9 protein-coding genes are annotated in these 17,392 nt (G+C 63.3%); 1 reads left to right on the forward strand and 8 read right to left on the reverse strand.

The genetic code is table 11. The annotated features are described in order from the left end of the window. Positions 1–230: 230 nt before the first annotated feature. From katG to K8374_RS14105, 3 genes are all read right to left on the reverse strand, one after another. A complete protein-coding gene (gene katG, locus K8374_RS14095; protein ID WP_224456068.1) occupies positions 231–2,483 on the reverse strand; it encodes a catalase/peroxidase HPI in 2,253 nt (750 codons plus the stop codon). 161 nt (positions 2,484–2,644) lie between these two features. Then, positions 2,645–3,523: a DMT family transporter gene (locus K8374_RS14100; RefSeq protein WP_224456069.1), complete on the reverse strand. Its 879-nt coding sequence runs from the start codon at positions 3,521–3,523 to the stop codon at positions 2,645–2,647. Positions 3,524–4,015: 492 nt separating this feature from the next. Beyond that, positions 4,016–4,228 (reverse strand): PLD nuclease N-terminal domain-containing protein, encoded by a 213-nt coding sequence (locus tag K8374_RS14105; protein WP_084859055.1) that lies wholly within the window; start codon positions 4,226–4,228, stop codon positions 4,016–4,018. Between the two features lie 145 nt (positions 4,229–4,373). On the opposite strand from K8374_RS14105, the gene K8374_RS14110 reads away from it, so the two are divergent. Next, positions 4,374–5,381, forward strand: a complete 1,008-nt coding sequence (locus K8374_RS14110; RefSeq protein WP_224456070.1) for a GlxA family transcriptional regulator — start codon at positions 4,374–4,376, stop codon at positions 5,379–5,381. 17 nt (positions 5,382–5,398) lie between these two features. Here K8374_RS14110 and K8374_RS14115 read toward each other — a convergent pair whose 3' ends face one another. From K8374_RS14115 to K8374_RS14135, 5 genes are all read right to left on the reverse strand, one after another. After that, positions 5,399–6,070, reverse strand: coding sequence for a TetR/AcrR family transcriptional regulator (locus K8374_RS14115; RefSeq protein WP_224456071.1), 672 nt, complete (start codon positions 6,068–6,070; stop codon positions 5,399–5,401). Positions 6,071–6,166: 96 nt separating this feature from the next. Next, the gene (locus K8374_RS14120) at positions 6,167–13,228 is read right to left on the reverse strand and encodes a neuraminidase-like domain-containing protein (RefSeq protein WP_224456072.1); all 7,062 of its coding nucleotides are present in this window, start codon (positions 13,226–13,228) and stop codon (positions 6,167–6,169) included. Positions 13,229–14,012: 784 nt separating this feature from the next. Further along, entirely contained in the window at positions 14,013–15,425 is a 1,413-nt protein-coding gene (locus K8374_RS14125; RefSeq protein ID WP_224456073.1) for a DOPA decarboxylase, read from the reverse strand. Between the two features lie 199 nt (positions 15,426–15,624). After that, the gene (locus K8374_RS14130) at positions 15,625–16,569 is read right to left on the reverse strand and encodes a LysR family transcriptional regulator (RefSeq protein ID WP_224456074.1); all 945 of its coding nucleotides are present in this window, start codon (positions 16,567–16,569) and stop codon (positions 15,625–15,627) included. A 110-nt stretch (positions 16,570–16,679) separates the two neighbouring features. Then, the gene (locus K8374_RS14135) at positions 16,680–17,390 is read right to left on the reverse strand and encodes a YebC/PmpR family DNA-binding transcriptional regulator (protein ID WP_224456075.1); all 711 of its coding nucleotides are present in this window, start codon (positions 17,388–17,390) and stop codon (positions 16,680–16,682) included. Positions 17,391–17,392: the final 2 nt, after the last annotated feature.

Here is a 17,392-nt window from a genome sequence, read left to right on the forward strand (position 1 = left end):
ATGGGCATGCTGTTCAGGCCGGTTGCCTGGGATGCATTGCAGCAGAACGACCAAGGGCGCTTTTGTATCTATCCGACCTGAAATTGGCGAAACGGCCACCGTCCCTTGGCGGCCTTTTTTGCGGATCACCTGGCACAAAGCCGCCCCACAGGCACAGCGCAATGGCGTGCGCAGTACCTGTGGGGCGGCCTGGTATCGCGAAAGGGGCGTACAGGCCCCTCAAGCCACGGTTACTTCAAGTCGAACCTATCGAGCTCCATCACTTTGACCCAGGCAGCGACGAAGTCCTTGACGAACTTGTCCTGGCCATCACTGCTGCCATAGACCTCCGACAAGGCCCGCAACTGGACGTGGGAGCCAAACACCAGGTCGACGCGGGTACCGGTCCACTTCACCTGGCCAGTCTTGCGGTCGCGACCTTCGAAGGTTTCGTTGTCCGCCGAGGTCGGCTTCCACTCCACGCTCATGTCCAGCAGGTTGCGGAAGAAGTCGTTGGACAGCACACCGGGCTTGTCGGTAAAGACCCCGTGTCGGCTGCCACCGACATTGGCACCCAGTACCCGCAGGCCGCCGATCAGCACGGTCATCTGCGGTGCGGTGAGGGTCAGCAACTGGGCTTTGTCCAGCAACAGTTTCTCGGCTTTGACGCTGTAGCGGGCTTTGGTGAAGTTGCGGAAACCGTCGGCCAAGGGCTCGAGCACACCGAACGACTCGACATCGGTCTGCTCCTGGGAGGCGTCCATGCGTCCAGGCCTGAACGGCACATTGACTGTGTGCCCACCGTCCTTGGCAGCTTTTTCCACCGCGGCGCAGCCCGCCAGCACGATCAAATCGGCCAGGGAAACCTTCTTGCCCGAGGCGTTGAACTCACTCTGGATCTTCTCCAGCGCCTTGAGCATTTTGTCCAATTGTTCAGGCTGGTTGGCTGCCCAGAACTTCTGCGGCGCCAGGCGCAGGCGGCCGCCGTTGGCACCACCGCGCTTGTCCGAACCCCGGAAGGTCGAGGCCGAGGCCCAAGCGGTGGAGACCAGTTCGCCGACGCTCAGGCCCGAGGCCAACACCTTGGCTTTGAGGGCGGCGATGTCTTGATCGTTGATCAGCGGGTGGTCCACCGGCGGGATCGGGTCCTGCCAGAGCAGCACCTCCTGCGGCATTTCCGGGCCCAGGTAGCGTGACAGCGGGCCCATGTCCCTGTGGATCAGTTTGTACCAGGCACGGGCGAAGGCATCAGCCAACTGGTCGGGGTTGTCCTTGAAACGCCGGGCGATCGGCTCGTAGATAGGGTCGAAACGCAGGGCCAGGTCGGAGGTGAGCATGGCCGGCGCGTGACGCTTGGAAGGATCGTGGGCATCGGGGATCTGTCCTGCCCCGGCGCCGTTCTTCGGCCGCCACTGGTGGGCACCGGCCGGGCTCTTGGTCAGTTCCCAGTCGAAGTTGAACAAGTTCTCCAGGTACTCGTTGCTCCACTTGGTCGGGGTAGACGTCCAGGTCACTTCCAGGCCACTGGTGATGGTGTCGCCGCCCTTGCCGGTACCGAACTTGTTCTGCCAGCCCAGACCTTGCAGCTCGAGGCCTGCGGCTTCTGGCTCGGGTCCGACGTTGTCGGCAGGGCCTGCACCGTGGGTCTTGCCGAATGCATGACCGCCGGCGATCAGGGCCACGGTTTCCTCGTCATTCATGGCCATGCGGCCGAAGGTCTCACGGATGTCCTTGCCGGAAGCCACCGGGTCGGGGTTACCCTCGGGGCCTTCCGGGTTGACGTAGATCAGCCCCATCTGCACGGCGGCCAAGGGGTTCTCCAGGTTTCGCTCGCCGCCCAGGGCGCGCCCTTGTTCTTCTTCGTGCTTCTGCGGTTCCGCCACCAGGTCGCCCTTGCCGGGGGGTTGCGCCTTGCCGTAACGGGTGTCACCGCCCAGCCAGACCTTTTCCGAGCCCCAGTACACATCTTCATCCGGCTCCCACACATCGGCGCGCCCACCGGAGAAGCCGAAGGTCTTGAAACCCATGGATTCCAGGGCCACGTTGCCCGTCAACACGATCAGGTCGGCCCAGGAAATGTTGCGCCCGTACTTCTGTTTGATCGGCCACAGCAAGCGCCGGGCCTTGTCCAGGCTGACGTTGTCCGGCCAGCTGTTGAGCGGGGCGAAACGCTGCTGGCCGGAGCCTGCGCCACCCCGGCCGTCGCCGATACGGTAGGTGCCAGCACTGTGCCAGGCCATGCGGATGAACAGCGGGCCATAGTGGCCGAAGTCCGCGGGCCACCAGTCCTGGGAGTCGGTCATCAAGGCTCGCAGGTCTTGCTTGAGGGCCTGAAAATCGAGTTGCTTGAACGCCTTGGCGTAGTCGAAGTCCGGGTCCATCGGGTCGGACTTGGACGAATGTTGATGGAGGATCCGCAGGTTCAACTGGTCAGGCCACCAGTCACGGTTGCTCGTGCCGCCACCGGCGGTCTGATGAAACGGGCATTTCGATTCGTTCGACATCTGCGTGTACCTTTCGCACGGAAGTGGAACAGGCATCAGGGTGTCCCTGCCCATGCCTGCATGCCGTTTTCTTGGGGCAGAGTGAAGCCTAGCCGAGCGCAGCCAGGTTTCTAATAGGGCAATTGACTAGGGTCGATAGGCCAAAACTGTCAGCAGCATTGTCACTTGCCGCGTTGCATCCAGGCCGCCCCCAAACCACTCAGGCAGATGATGGCGATGCCCACCAGGCTGGCGATGTCCGGCACCTGGCCGAAGATCAGCAGCCCCAGCAAACCGGCGAAGACGATCTGGCAATAGCTGAAGGGCGCCAGCAATGCCGGGGCAGCCAGGCGGAAGGCCTGGGTCAGCAACAGGTGCGCGGTCATGCCGCAGCCGCCGAGGGCCAGCATCAAGACGACGTGGTTCCATTGCGGCGCGTGCCAGAAGAACGGCACCAGCACGCTCAGGATCAAGGTGTTGCACAGCCCGGCGAAGAAGTTGCTGGTGGTTGGGCTGTCGTAGACGGCCAACTTGCGGGTCAGCAATTGGTAGAAGCAGAAGCCCAGGGCCGATCCAAAGGGGAACAGGATCGCCGGCGTGAACATCGCCCCCCCAGGGTGCACAACGACCAGTACGCCGATAAAGCCCATCACCACCGCTACCCACTGGCCGACGCTGACGCGCTCCTTGAGCAGCGGCACCGAAAGCGCGGTGACCAGCACCGGGGCGAGGAAGTTGACGGATGTCGCTTCGGCCAAAGGCAGGTACTGCAGGCCTGTGGTGAACAGCAAGCTCGTGCTCAACAGGCTCAGCGCACGCAACGTCTGCAAGACCGGGCGGCGAGTGCGCAATACGGCCACGCCGGCCTTGGGAAGGAAGATCCCGGCCATCAGCAGGGTATGTACCAGGTAGCGTGCCCAGACCACCATGATGATCGGGTACAGGCCGCCCAGGAACTTGGAAAGGGCGTCGTGACTGGCGAACAGGAAAGTCGCCACCACCACCAGGGCGATGCCGCGCAGCGGTTGGTTGACTCCGGACAGCGGGGTACTGGCACTCATGGCGTTCTCGGCGGTGGCGCACACTCGCGCCGGGAACCGCACGGCCGGTCGGTCGGCGGGTTTACTGTGCGGATTCTAGAAGAGATGCACCAGGATGCGAAACCTGTAATGCCAGGCGACCAAGCCCTATCGACTGCAAGCGCCGGCACACACGTAGAACGTCAGTTTGGACGCCAGGCCGTACCTGTGGGAGATTCTACGGTGCTGGACAAGCCCAATTGCCTTCGGTTGGTTTTCCAAATATGGCCCAGGCTCCGCTTGCCTCGTGGGAGCTGGCGGAGCCTGCGATGGGCCGCAAAGCGACCCCTTGAGTCTGGAGGGGCTCCAGCGTTTGAGGGCTTGGGGCTGCTTTGCAGCCCATCGCAGGCTGTCGCCAGCTCCCACCGAGATTGCGCCGCTCTCAAGACTTGCGAAATCCCTGGAGCCGACTTGCCGGCGATGGGGCATGCAGCATTCGGTGTCCTTGACTGACAGGCATCAGCCCCAGGTGTTCTATTTTTCCTCGAGCACCGCCCGCCCCTTCACGGCCCGAGGCCCCATCCAGGCCCAGACGATCAAGCCGGGTAAGGGTACGTAGACCACGAAGACGATCCATAGCATCTTCCGTTCAGCGCGCCGGTCGCTGCCGATGATGTGCCAGATGGCGAAGATCTCCAAGAGGATCAGAATGGCTGCGAGAATGATCCAGATCGTTCCGATTTCCATGAGCGCTCTCCCAATAGGCATGTAGTGCTTTGGGTGCCAGCCGGCCGCCAGGGTTCAGTCCGATCCTGCCCGCACGTGCGATCCAGTTGTCTTTCCCTCACGCTCCCAGCAAACTCAACGGGCCAGCCAGGAGTCGGAGTCAGCAGTGTCCACACCACGTCAGTTCAGCCAGAAGACCAGCACCAGCAACATGCTGCGGCTAAAATCCGCCTCCGGTAACGGCCAGGTGCCCTATCGAGTCGACTTCGTCCTTCTCGAACACTTCTCCATGGCCAGTTTTACCGTGGCGATGGACGTGCTGGTCACCGCCAACCTGTTGCGCGCCGACAGTTTCCGCTTCAACCCGCTCTCCCCCCAGGGCGACCGAGTACTCAGCGACCTGGGCCTGGAATTGGTGGCCAGCGAACTCGATGCCGCCAGCCTGAAGGAGCTGGACCTGCTGGTGATCTGCGGCGGCTTGCGCACGCCCCTCAAATATCCTGAGCTCGACCGCATGCTGGGCGATTGCGCGGCCCATGGCATGGCGCTGGGCGGCTTGTGGAACGGCGCCTGGTTCCTTGGTCGCGCAGGTGTACTGGACGACTACGGCTGCAGCATCCACCCTGAACAGCGCGCCAGCCTGGCCGAACGCAGCCCGCAAACCCGCCTCACGCCGGCCAGCTTCACCCTGGACCGGGACCGGCTCACCGCCGCCAGCCCCAATGGCGCCATGGAGTTGATGCTCGGCCTGGTTCGACGTCTCTACGGCGACGCACTGGCCGAAGGTGTCGAGGAAATCCTGTCGTTCTCCGGAGCTCGCTATCGCCAGGTTGGCCCTGGGGCGAAGAAGTCCATGAGCCTGCACTTGCGTACCATCGTCGAGCTGATGGAGAACAACCTCGAGGAAACCCTCAGCCTGGACCAGCTCGCCGCCTACAGTGGCCGCTCGCGACGCCAGATCGACCGCTTGTTCCAGGCCCAGCTCGGCACCTCGCCGCGGCGCTACTACATGGAGCTGCGCATCACCAAGAGCCGCCGGCTGCTGCAATATTCCGACCTCTCGGTAATGGAAGTCGCGGTCGCCTGCGGTTTCGTCTCGGTATCGCACTTCAGCAAGTGTTATGCGGCCTATTTCGGCTACCCGCCGTCACGGGAGCAGCGCCTGGGCGAGTGAGGCCGTTGGCAGCCCGTTCAAGCACGGATGTAACCCAAGACCGCTTCGCGAATCATCTGCTTGTGGCGTCGCTTGACCTCCTGCTCGCAGAGGTCGATCTGGAAGAGCTCGCCGAAGGTATGCCGGTTGGACACGCGGTAGAAGCAGAACGAGCTCATCAGCATGTGCAGGTCGATGACGTCGATGCCTGCCCGGAACACGCCCTCCTCCACACCTCGTTGCAGGGTACGGGCCAGCCCTTGCAGTACGAGGCTGCTCATTTCGCGAATCGCCGGTGATTGCTTGATGTACTCGCCGTAGTGGATGTTCTCGGTGCAGACGATGCGCACGAAGTCGACATTATGGTCATGGTGGTCGAAGGTGAAGTCCACCACACGTTCGATGGCCTGCACGGCCGGCAGCGACTCCAGGTCAAGGCTGTGCTCGGTCTTGCGGATGTCACCGTAGAGCTTGACCAGGCACTCGATGTACAACTGCTCCTTGCTGCCGAAGTAGTAGTAGATCATGCGCTTGGAGGTGGCGGTGCGCTCGGCGATGGCATCGACCCGCGCCCCGGCAAGGCCCTGCTGCACGAACTCGTGGATGGCGGCCTGGAGGATGTCCTCGCGCGTTTTCTCGGGGTTGTGCTTGCGCGACTTGCGCCCCCCTTCGATCCCGGATTGCCCGAGATTGACTACCGAATCACTCATACCCACTCGCAGGCTGTTGTCTTCAATGGCGTGGGATTATCCGCGAGCGGGGCCGTACAGGGAAGCGGGAGGGCATCTGCGTGCCCTCCCAAGGTATCAGCGAACGGTGAATTGGATGTGCAGGGTAATATCGCTCAGTTCCTTCAGGACCTGCTGACCCTTGGCGTCAGCGAAGGTCAGGCTCAGGGTCGTCTTGTCATCCTCGTCATTGGCCGACGCAATGGTCAGCCCTTCGAACGGCAGCCAGCGGGTGGCCGCGTCGCCGCCCTCCTGAGGGAATAGACCGTCGTCCTTGCGGGCATGGGATATGACGCTTTGGTGGCAACCGGAAGGCAAACCAAGGTAGTTGGTCATCAAACGCGCCCGGACCTGCTCGGAAGATTCGACGTTCGGCCCCTCGAGGCTAACCGCTATGCGACGAATACGGCATTTGCCGTCTTCGAACTCTTGCGCCAAGCCCAGATCCTTGAGGCCAAACTGTACGGACAGCTTGTGCGATTCGAACGTCAAACTGCCCAGCGCAAGCGTGCAATCGACATCCTCTTCGTTCAGGACGCGCTGAATGGCGTCCTGCAGCGTGACCGGCTCCCCATCCACGAGAAGCATGCCATCGAAGACCTTAGCCAGCGACACGTCGCGAGTCACCTCCAACTCACGCTTTTGCCATCTCACCCAGGCATCCTCCATCTGCCCCAGCGCCAACATCAGCCCTTCTCCGCACAACAGCCCGGACCAAGCGCCATTCCAAGTGCCCGTGCGCAGGTAGCGGGTGTTGTCACCCATTTCCCATTGCAGCGCCTTCTGCGCCATCAGGCAGCGTGAAACCGTCAGGTCATAGTAGGTATAGAAGATACTTGCCAGGCGCGCGCGCAACCAACTGTACAGTGCTTTGCTGGTCGCCTTGCCTTGATGGAAGGCAAGTTGCACTTGGGCGTTCGTCTCCTGGGACCGCGCGTGTGCGATCTGCAGGTTGATAGACGTTTCACGCACCGTCAGCGCTTCCAGTTGCACCTGGAGTACCGCCATGAGTCCTGCGGCATTCTTGTACTGAATCTCCCAGTCCTGGCGCCGACGTCGATAGGCCTCGCATTTATCGATCGTCTCGCTGGCGATCTCCAAGCCGGTCATCGTCAACCCAGCAACCGTACCTGCCGCCTGTAGTGGCCCGCTGGGACGTCCGCCACCGTTGGATGTGCCGAAAACGTTCGGGAATGTCTTCACCAGTCCCGCCGTCACGGCAAGCGATCCCCAAACGCCGGTCAAGGCTTTTCTCGTTTGGGCGAAACCCAGTGCCAGTTTTTCACCTGTGTTCATGTTCTCGTCATACAGGGCGCGGTAATGATCTCGCCGCGTCCTGGCGACCTCCATAAGCGCCGTTATACGTTTGCGTTCAACATCCAGTTCCTTGAGCGACTGCTCTTGCAACTCCACGCTTCTGGTCGCCAGTTCTACCCCTTGGGTACTGAGCAGTTCCAGCAACCCTTCAGCATCCTGACGCTCCAGAATCAGCCGCATGGCATTGCCGAACAGCATCAGGTGGGAAGTCATCGTACGCGCCCCTTCCACCAGCGGAATGAAACGCAACGCCGGCACGTTGTCGATGGGCGGCAAGGCATTGGCCCCGCCCGCCTCGGCAGCCACCGCGTCGGCCCACAAGGCCTTCGGGTCGGCCGGCGTGGCGTACAGCGCCAGGTTCAGTGGCTGGCCATCCAGCGTCAGGTTGTGCCGCAGGTTATACAGGCGGATGCGCAGCGCTTCCCAGTATTCCAGCAGCATGCGGTTGGCCTCGGGCAGGAACAGCGTCCTGCCGGCCTCGGCGCGTGCCGGCCCCGCAGCGCGCAGCTTCACCACGTCCTCGGCGCGTATGCCTTCGGCCATCATCGCCAAGGCGTCCATGCGATCGTCCAGCACCTGTTGCGAGGCCGCATCGCCCAGCTGCGGGTCGTCCCAGTCGGTGCTCGGCTCGATCCATGGTTCGTCGCCCAGCAGGCGCAAGGCGCGCTGGTACCACACCTTCGCTTCGCTCAGGGTGTCGCGTTCGAGCTTGCGATACGCCGCATCGCCGCGCCCCAGGGTGATGTCCAGCAAGCGCATGAAGGCGTTGAGCTTGTAGTGCATCGGGTCGTTCTGTGCCACGGCGTCCGGGTCCAGCACCGCCAGCGGCTCGTCGTTCCAGGCGGTGTCTTCCTCCAGTGGGCGCACGTTCCACAGTCGTGGCGTGTAATGGCCATTCACCGTGTAGCCGGCCGGGTTGAAGATGTACTTGAGCCATTGCTCGGCCAGGTCGAAGCGCTCTTCCTGCAGGAAGCGCTGCATCACCATCATCGGCGTGTAGTAGAACAGTTCCCAGAAATACAGGGCGTTGGCACCCCCGAAGTCCATCATCGGGCTGGCATCGCTGCCCTCGATGACCGGTTCCGGCATCTGCTGGGTGTCGTAGCTGAGGATGGTGTCGATGCCTAAAGCCGCACGCTCGGTGAGCTTGCGGGCGAACAGCGTGTTGAGCCGGGTGACCGAGGTACCGCGCTTGAAGTACTGGGCCCCTTCGGCGGTTTCGCCGATGATGGGGCTTTTCACCGAGGTGACCGCTGCGAGCCTCGCTCCCCATTCGGCCGGACGGGTCTCGGTACCGGGTTGCTTGTACAGATTGATCCGCCAGTGGCGTTGCACTTCGCCGACCGTCAGGGTCATCGTGTGCGAAACTTGATCCTTACCAGACCACTCCGACATCCGACCAATGTCCAGAACGCTGGAGAACTTAGCCTGCTGCGCACCCAGGGCCAGATCGAAATCGACCTTCGCGGTCTCACTGACAGATCTTGTTTCATCGACGCCATAGACGATACGGCGAATATCCGACTTGCCGACCTTGCCCGGCGGATTCAAATAGCGGCTAGGCGTTACCAGCTCTCGGCTCATCCCGCTGTATTCGAGCAACTTCGCGACATTGACTTCGTGACTGACAAAGCTGCTGCCATATCGGAACTTTATATTTATCGCAGACAGCGGATAGTTAGCGGTGTTTATCTTGAATCTGCAAAGAATGTAGCCCGATTCGTGACGGACCCCAGTCCCCTCCCCCACGGGCACATCATAAACATCGGCAATGATCGAAAAAAAGACGTCAAAATTGCTGAGCTGCTTAAAACTGACGCACAGGTACCCCCAGTCCTCTGCATTCTCATGGCGGACCAGGAAGGCGCCCTCCTGAGTCAGCGCCAACGCTCTGACTGGGGTGGTTTGCTTGGCAAGCCCCTCGAAGCCCTTGACCAGCTTGGTGATCCAGGGGTTGGCGACCTCCGGACGCACGGCCTCCACCGACAGCGTGGTATCCAGGCGCAGGCTATAGCTACCCGCTTGGGCAGCGGAGGTGTCGATGACCCTCACGCTCGCATCGGACAGGTCGAACGACACGAAATCCGTCGGTTTTCCAGACGCAGGCGTGATGTCCTTCGCCACGGGCCGGTCTTGGCGATCGAACACGCTGCACAGCCCCGTATGCAGGGCCGTGTCCAGCCAATGCGGGACTTGCTGCAGGTCATTCAATAGCGCAATCGACGTGCTGGTGAAATCCTCCCGGATCTCGATGCCGCCGTACTCCTTGGCCTCGTCACCGGCGCCGACGCCCCGATCATAGATACCGGCCACCAGGGCGTTCAGCCCTGACAGGTTGACCAGGAACAGCGAGAGGTTTTCACGGGACTCGACCGACTCCAGTTCTTTCACGTTCTCGGCCGACATCGGGTAGCTCAGCGGCGCACTCCAGGTCCCGTCATAGCGCAGCCATGCCAGCTTGTAGGCCCACACATGTTCCTTCTGGTCTGGCTGGCCCTGTTCGTTGCGGGTCAGGATATGCTCCTGCCGCTCCACCCACATCAGATACAAGCGCTCGTTGTAGATCACCGGCCGGATCAGCCGGCCCACCACCTGGGGCGCCAGATCGATCTTGGTCCAGCCGCGCCAGGCGTTGGCCGGCAGCGCGCCGGTGTCCTTGTCACGCTTGCTCTCGTCCACCGTCCGCCACCAGTACTCGCGCGGCTCGCCGCGGCTGCGGCCGATGAACCAGGTCTTGTCCAGCGCCGAGTCGGCCTCCTGCGGCTCCCGGCCGTTGTAGTAGCCGCTGATCGTCTCCAGGTTGGCCACTTCCTCGAAAGCACTGAGGTAGCCGTGGAAGGCATCGCCCACCGTATCGCCGTTGATCTGTGCCTGCCCCAGCACTTGCAGCATGTCGTCCATCGCCTTGGTCTGGCCCAGGCGTACGGTCGGGTCGATGTAGTTCTCCGGGTAGTACATCAGCATCTGCCCCGCCGACCAGGTGGCGTAGCGGGCGTTCCAGCGGGTCCAGTCTCGGAAGAACGGACGGTCCAGCGCGGCGCTGTTGAGGCCGTGCTTGTCCTCAGGCTCCGACAAGGTGCGGTGGATGAACAGTTGCAGCGCCGCCATCGCCTCGGCGATACGCGAGGTCGTCACCTGGGCACTGTTCAGGCTGTCGAGCAACAGGTGCTGGTTCAGGCGCTCCACACCCAGGTTGCCGCGCGCGGCCAGCACACCGGCCAGCGCCTTGCTCAGCGGCGCCTCGGTCGCGGCCTGCGCACGCTTGACCTGCGACGGGCTCAGCCCCGCTTCGACACTGTTCGCCAGGGCTTGCCACTGAGCCCACGCCTCTGGGGACACCAGTAACGTCGCCAGGGTCTCGGGTCGCACGCCCAGCGTTGTCGCCAGGTCGGTCCATTGCCGGACCACGGCGATCTCCTGCCAATTGGCCAGGGCCGAGGCGTTTTCGACATCCCGTTTCAGGGCTGCCTGCCTGGCGGCCTCGGCGACCACCCCTTCTGCCTGGCCGGTGGCCGTGGCCAGCAGCGCTGGCGTTACGCCTTCGGCCACCAGCGCAGCCATCAGCGCGCTCGCCGACTCTGGCCGTGCTTTCAGCCAGGTGCTGAAGTCCGTCAGGGCCTCGACCGTGGCCACGCTGCGCTTCAGGGTCGCGTTGCCCCCTGCGCCTTCCACGGCCTCGGCGCCCAACACATGGGGTTGCGTCACCAGCACAGCCAGGACGTCGGCGGTCACGCCGCTGGCGTGCACGATCAGGGCCATCTGGGCCAGGCCGTAGGTGAAGGCGATTATCTGGGGATCGGCTACCGGGTCGGAAGGCTCTTCTGGCTCTTCCGACGCTTCTGGATCTTCCGATTTCAGGCGCTCGCCCACCTCTTGCAGCGAAAGCCCACCGGGCTTGCCACGGTCCGCCCAGATCAGCAGGGCCCGGGCCGCGGTTTCACCGCTCAGGCCAAAGGTCGAGGCGATCAGCGGGGTCAGCGCGCGCAGGTAGTCTTCCATGACGGGCTCGCCAGGCAGTTCAGCATTGGCGAGCGCCGCTTGCATTTCCTTGATCAGGTTGGTGATCTCGGGGCTCGGAGGAATATCGCCCACGTCCCGGGTCATCAGCACCAGGTCAGAGACCGTCCAGCCACGAGCCTGCAGCCAACTGGCCAGGTGCTCCACGCAGCCCAGCAAACGCAACCACTCGGCAGTGTCCGCCTGGCGCAGGTACCGCGGCGCGCCGAAGGTCTCCAGCAGCAGCCCCAGCTCGCCAGGCGCCAGACCATGCAGGCGCGCCCACAGGCTCAGGGTGTAGAGGCCGGACAAGTCCTCGTGCGTGGTGGCGAAGCGCACCTCATCGTCTGCTGCATCGCTGGCCTGCGCCTCCAGCGCCAGGAAGCGGCCCAGCTGGTACAGCCCTTCGTCGTCCACCTGACAGGCACGCTTGAGCGTGGCCTTGATGTCGGCCTGCTCCGCGGCCTGGCCGGGACGCAGGTCGATCACGACGTAGTCGGCCGGGTCCAGCCCCCCTTCGACCAGCGCGGGGTCGTTGAACAGCCGGTCGTATTGGCTCAGCTCGCCGCCCCGGGCGGTCACGGCGATCAGTTGCCGGCCCATGACCAGCGCCTGTTCATGAGGGATGGCGTAGCGTTTGGCCAAACGCACGGTCTGCGTCAGCACCGCCAGCGATCGCTCGCTGATGGCCACCGGGTCCACGCTGTGGAGGATGCGCGCCAGCGCCTCGGCCCCAAGGCCTGTGGCCTTGTGCAGCCTGATCACCTTGTTGAGCCTGAGCAGGAACTGTGCCGGCGCAAGCTTCGGCGTGGTGAAACGGGCGCTCAGCACACGGCCCTGGTCGGTGGCGTGGGTGAACTTGACCCGGTAGCTGGCATAGGAGCGATCTTCGTTCGGTCCCTTCCATTCGAATGCATAGCGGTAGTCGGTGTCCGGCACGAAGGCCTCGACCTCGAGCATCTGGGGCGACACCCTCAGGTGGTGCACTTCCTCGAGGATGAACTCGATCGCCCCGGCCTGCTTGAGGCTGAAGCTCAACTCCCAGCGATCGCCGCCCAGGAAGAACAGGTAGGCGTAATGGATCGCCGTGCTGGCCGAGCCCACGCCTAACTGGTAGGTCACGCCCTCGCGATTGAGCAGCTCGGAGACATGCGTTTGCGGCCCCAGGCGCTCGTCCTCGACCTGGGCGCCGCCGTCGATGAAGGCCTTCAGTTCCGGGTCGCTCAAACCAAACCAATCGCGGAGACGGGCCGGGCGCAGCATGTCCTGGGGCACGGTGCCGGGGAAATAGGTCGCGAACTTTTCGTCGGCGTTTTCATCGGTGATCTCATCGGTCAACAGCCCGTACAGCGCGGGTGGGATATCGTGGCAGAGCCCGGCCAGCGACGGCGCCGCGAAGTGCTTGGCGACGTCGGTTGCTGCCCATAGGTGCTTGAAGTCCGGGTCTTTCAGGCGGTAAGCCTGGCGCAGGCGAGTGTGCTGATGGTGATAAGGCGTGGCGCCGAAGCCTACCTGGCTCGACAAGCCTTCGAGGGTGTCGCCGTGCTCGCCCAGCCGCTCCATCAGGATAGCGTTGGACAGGCTCAGGGCGCTGACCGGTGTGTCCAGGTTCACCTGGCTCAGCACCAGGTGCTTCAAGTCAGGACGACGTGTGTCGATATGCCATGGATTGCCTTCGGGGTAGAGCTTTTTCGCTTCCCGGTACAGGGTTGTCAGGTAGGCCGCTGGCGAGAACATCGAGGCGACGCTGCCTGGGGCGGCAAACTTCGCTGCGCGGCCGCCGAACCATTCTTTGTAGTCGTGCACCGCCGCATCGGAAGATGCCATGCCGCGCCTGATCGCCTGGGGCAACAGGGGCGAGGCGCGAGTCAAGATCTTTTTTTCGTTTATCAGCGCATCGTTGCATGCCTTGCGGGCAGCCTGATGCAACGCTTGCACCTGACACAAAGTGAATTCCGCACCCAGCTCAGTATGCAATTCTGCGCAAGAGCGCAGCCCAGCCGCCGCCGTCAGTTTGACGGCAGCAGGAACATCAAATTCTTTTCGCGACATATCCAGCCTCATTTAATCATGAGCAGGCGCGCCCCCTGACACGGTCGTCGGCCGAAGCCCAACAATGTGTCGACCCTGTACAGGCAAGGCGCTCGCCTGAAGCAAGTAATTTTTTATTGAAGGAGGCGCAGTTCCGTCGCACACACCAGACATTACAACGGAGGAAAAAGGCGGGGGGCGAAGAAAGGACAACACCGCTGGCGGTGCTGGTCAAAACATTTGGATGTTTCCCATGTGGAGTGCGCGGGGCACTAGTTCATCCTGATCACATATCCTCTCACTCGTCCATACAATTACATCGGGCATCGAACTGCCCGTTCTTCCCTGCATTGAGCCGCTACATTCAACCTCTCAACCAGCGATGTGGATGGTAGCCAAGGACAGCACTGGTACTAACTGGCAGAAGTAATAGGTGTGTTGAAGCATCGTCTTTCAGTTGCAGATAACGTCGTCGCCGCACGGGAAATGGCTGCGAGGTGATCGGGCCGCTGCACAGCCCGATCACAAGGCCAACCTGATGTTCATGCCCGCCATCAGGCCACAACGCGAGCGTGTGGACTCAAGCCTTGACGATATCCTGCAGATTCGCCCATAACCGTTCCACATGAGCCCGTTCGGTCGGCAGCGCGCCCACCGATATTCGCACCATCCAGCGTCCATCCAGGCTCGCCGGCGTCACATAGGCATTGCCGGAACCATTGAGCCGATCCGCCCAGGCGCGGGTATGCACATCCAGGGCTTCACCTTCCAGCCCCGTTGGCCGGTGGCGGATACACAGGGTCTGCAACTGCACCGGCGCCAGCAGCTCCCACTCGGGCGCGGCCTCGACCTGCTCGGCCAGCCAGCGGGCGTTGTCCAGGTCGCGGCGCAAACGTTCCTGCAGCGCCTCGACACCTTCACTGCGCAGCATGAACCACAGCTTCAGGGCTCGGAACCGACGCCCCAAGGGGATACCCCAATCACGCAGGTTCTTCACCTCCCCGTCCACTGCCGACTGCAGGTAGCTGGGGTTGGTGCTCATCACCCGAATCAGGTGCTGGGGGTCGCGCACGTAGTAGATCGAGCAATCGAAGGCCACGCCCAACCACTTGTGGGCATTGACCACCACCGAGTCGGCCAGCTCGATGCCCTCCCACATCCAACGGCATTCAGGCAGGATCATCGCCGAGCCCGCCATGGCCGAATCGACATGCAACCACAGCTGGTGCGCCTGGGTAATGGCACCGATCGCGGCCAATGGGTCGAGCGCGGTGGTGGCCGTGGTACCGGTCGTGGCGACGACGGCACAGGGTTGGTTACCAACGGCCAGGTCTTCCTCGATAGCGGCCTGCAGCGCCTCCGGACGCATGGCGAAACGTTCGTCGGTGGGGATCAGGCGGATGTTCTGGCGACCGAAGCCGGCCAGCAGCGCGGCCTTGTCCACCGAGCTGTGGGCATGAGCACTGACATAGACCACCAGGGGTTTCTCCTGGGCCTGCAAGCCGCCACGCACCAGCGCGTAGTCGGTGGCCCGCTCACGGGCACAGATCAACGCGACCAAGGTGCTGGTGGACGCGGTGTCCTGGATCACCCCGCTCCAGTGCGCGGACAGCCCCAGCAGCTGGCGTAGCCAATCGAGGGTGGTTTCCTCCAGCTCGCTCAACGCCGGACTGGACTGCCACGACAGGCCCAGCACGCCCAGGCCGGTGCTGAGAAAATCGCCCAGCACCGACGATAAGGTACCGTTGGAGGGGAAATAGCCGTAGAAGTCCGGATGTTGCCAGTGGGACAGTCCAGGCATCAGCAGCTTGTCGACATCGGCGAGGATCGCCTGGAACGGCTCGCTCTGTTGCGGAGCCGCCGCGGGCAACGCGGCCTTGAGGTAGCCAGGCTCGACCTGGGCCATGACCGGTCGCTCGGCGACGCCTTGGCGGTAGTCGGCGATCAAGTCGATCAATTGGTGGCCGTACTGGCGGAAGTCTTCTGGGGTCATGGGCGCGCTCCTGGGCATCTTGGTGGTCAGTGCAGGCCCAATCGCGGGACAAGCCCGCTCCTACAAAAAAACCGGCGGCCGACCTATGGGGCCAGCGATTCGTTTGTAGGAGCGGGCTTGTCCCGCGATTGGACCTGCGTCGTACCGAGAGTCTAGGCGCCCTCTCCCTCCGCAAAGAACCCCGCTTCGCGCATAGCTGTTATGGCGAAGGCGCATGCCCGCCGTGCACACCGAACTGCGACTGGCGCCACAACTCGAACACCCGATTGCGCAACCAACGGTGCTCGGCCGAGGCCTGCAACCGCTGGTGCCAGACCACCCAGTAGCGCTGGGTATGGGCAATGAAACCCAGTGGCCGCCAGGCCAGCGAGTGCAAGCGGCACAGCTGACGGGCAATGTGCTCGGGCACCGTGGCCAGGGCCTGGCCATTGCCGACCACCTGCACCGCAGCGCAGAAGAACGGCACCTGCAGGCCGATCCGTCGCTGCAGGCCCTGGGCGCGCAGGTGCCGGTCGATGAAACTGTCCTTGTCGCCACCGCCTGAAATGCGCACATGCTTGAACGCCAGGTAGTCGTCCTGGCTTACGCTGGCATGGGCGGTCAATGGGTGACCCTGGCGCATCAAGCACACCGCCCGGTCCTCGCCCAGCAGGCGCCCATGCAGGTTGGGCGGCGCCTCGTCGAACAAGGTGGTGGCCAGGTCGATCTCGCCGCTGGCCAGCAAGGCGTGCTGCCCCGCCTGCCAGGTGCGGTACTCCAGGGTGACGCCGGGCGCTTCGCGCTCCAGGGCCGCGACCAGCAATGGCAGCATGTGCTCGGCCACGTAGTCCGAGGCCGCCAGGCAGAAACGTCGCTCGCAGCGCGCCGGGTCGAAGACCGCCGGCTGGCGCAGGGCTTGCAATTCTTCCAGCACCTGGCGTAGGGGCTCGACCAACGACTCGGCATGTTCGCTGAGCACGTAGCCGCGGCCTTGGCGTACCAGCAAGGGATCGTCGAAGGCGTCGCGCAGGTTGGCCAATTGCCGGCTCAAGGCCGACTGGCTGCAGCCCAGGCGTTCGGCGGCATGGCTGAGGTTCTTCAACTGCAGGAGGCAGTCGAGGGTGCGCAGGTGCGCGAGGCTGAGGGCAGCGAAGGTGGGGTTCATCGATGAGGGATCCGGCGAGGGCTGCGCCCTCGATCGCGGGGCAAGCCCGCTCCCACAAGGGCTGCAGTAGGCCTGCGGGAACGGGCTTGCCCCGTGATTGGGGGCCTGGATCAGTCCGTCAGGCCGACATAGACGTTCTGCACGTCGTCATGGTTGTCGATGGCCTCGAGGAAGGCCTCGACCTCGGCCAGGGCCTCGGCGCTCAGGCTGGCTGCGCTGACCGGATTCTTCGGGGTGTAGCCGATCTTCGCCGAGATCACCGTGAAACCGTGCTCCGGCAGGGCCTTCTGCACGGCGTCCAGGTCGGTGGTGTCGGTGATGAACAGGGTCGCCCCCTCTTCCTCGCCTTCCTCGAAGTCCTGGGCACCGGCCTCGATGGCGGCCAGTTCCGGGTCGGCATCGCCGTTGGGTGTCGCCTCGATCAGGCCGACATGGTTGAAGTCCCAGGCGACCGAGCCGCTGGCACCGAGCTGGCCCTTGCGGAAGGCCACGCGGATCTCGGCGACGGTACGATTGATGTTGTCGGTCAGGCATTCGACGATCAGCGGCACCTGGTGCGGGGCGAATCCTTCGTAGGTCACTGCGTGATATTGCACCGAGTCGCCGTCCAGGCCTGCGCCCTTGCGGATGGCGCGCTCGAGGGTTTCACGGGTCATCGAGGCCTTCTTGGCCTGTTCCACGGCCAGGCGCAGGCGCGGGTTCATGTCCGGGTCGGCGCCGGACTTGGCAGCGATCTGAATTTCCTTGGCCAGCTTGCCCATGATCTTGCCCTTGGCATTGGCTGCGGCTTCTTTATGCTTGGCTTTCCACTGTGCGCCCATGT

The sequence above is a fragment of the Pseudomonas sp. p1(2021b) genome, assembly GCF_020151015.1.
GTDB lineage: Bacteria > Pseudomonadota > Gammaproteobacteria > Pseudomonadales > Pseudomonadaceae > Aquipseudomonas > Aquipseudomonas putida_K.

Bases quoted from the DNA above. Each gene is read 5' to 3' on its own strand.
- K8374_RS14125 (WP_224456073.1), bottom strand. From the start codon at position 15,425: ATGACCCCAGAAGACTTCCGCCAGTACGGCCACCAATTGATCGACTTG.
- K8374_RS14115 (WP_224456071.1), bottom strand. From the start codon at position 6,070: ATGAGTGATTCGGTAGTCAATCTCGGGCAATCCGGGATCGAAGGGGGG.
- katG (WP_224456068.1), bottom strand. From the start codon at position 2,483: ATGTCGAACGAATCGAAATGCCCGTTTCATCAGACCGCCGGTGGCGGC.
- K8374_RS14120 (WP_224456072.1), bottom strand. From the start codon at position 13,228: ATGGCATCTTCCGATGCGGCGGTGCACGACTACAAAGAATGGTTCGGC.
- K8374_RS14135 (WP_224456075.1), bottom strand. From the start codon at position 17,390: ATGGGCGCACAGTGGAAAGCCAAGCATAAAGAAGCCGCAGCCAATGCC.
- K8374_RS14105 (WP_084859055.1), bottom strand. From the start codon at position 4,228: ATGGAAATCGGAACGATCTGGATCATTCTCGCAGCCATTCTGATCCTC.
- K8374_RS14130 (WP_224456074.1), bottom strand. From the start codon at position 16,569: ATGAACCCCACCTTCGCTGCCCTCAGCCTCGCGCACCTGCGCACCCTC.
- K8374_RS14100 (WP_224456069.1), bottom strand. From the start codon at position 3,523: ATGAGTGCCAGTACCCCGCTGTCCGGAGTCAACCAACCGCTGCGCGGC.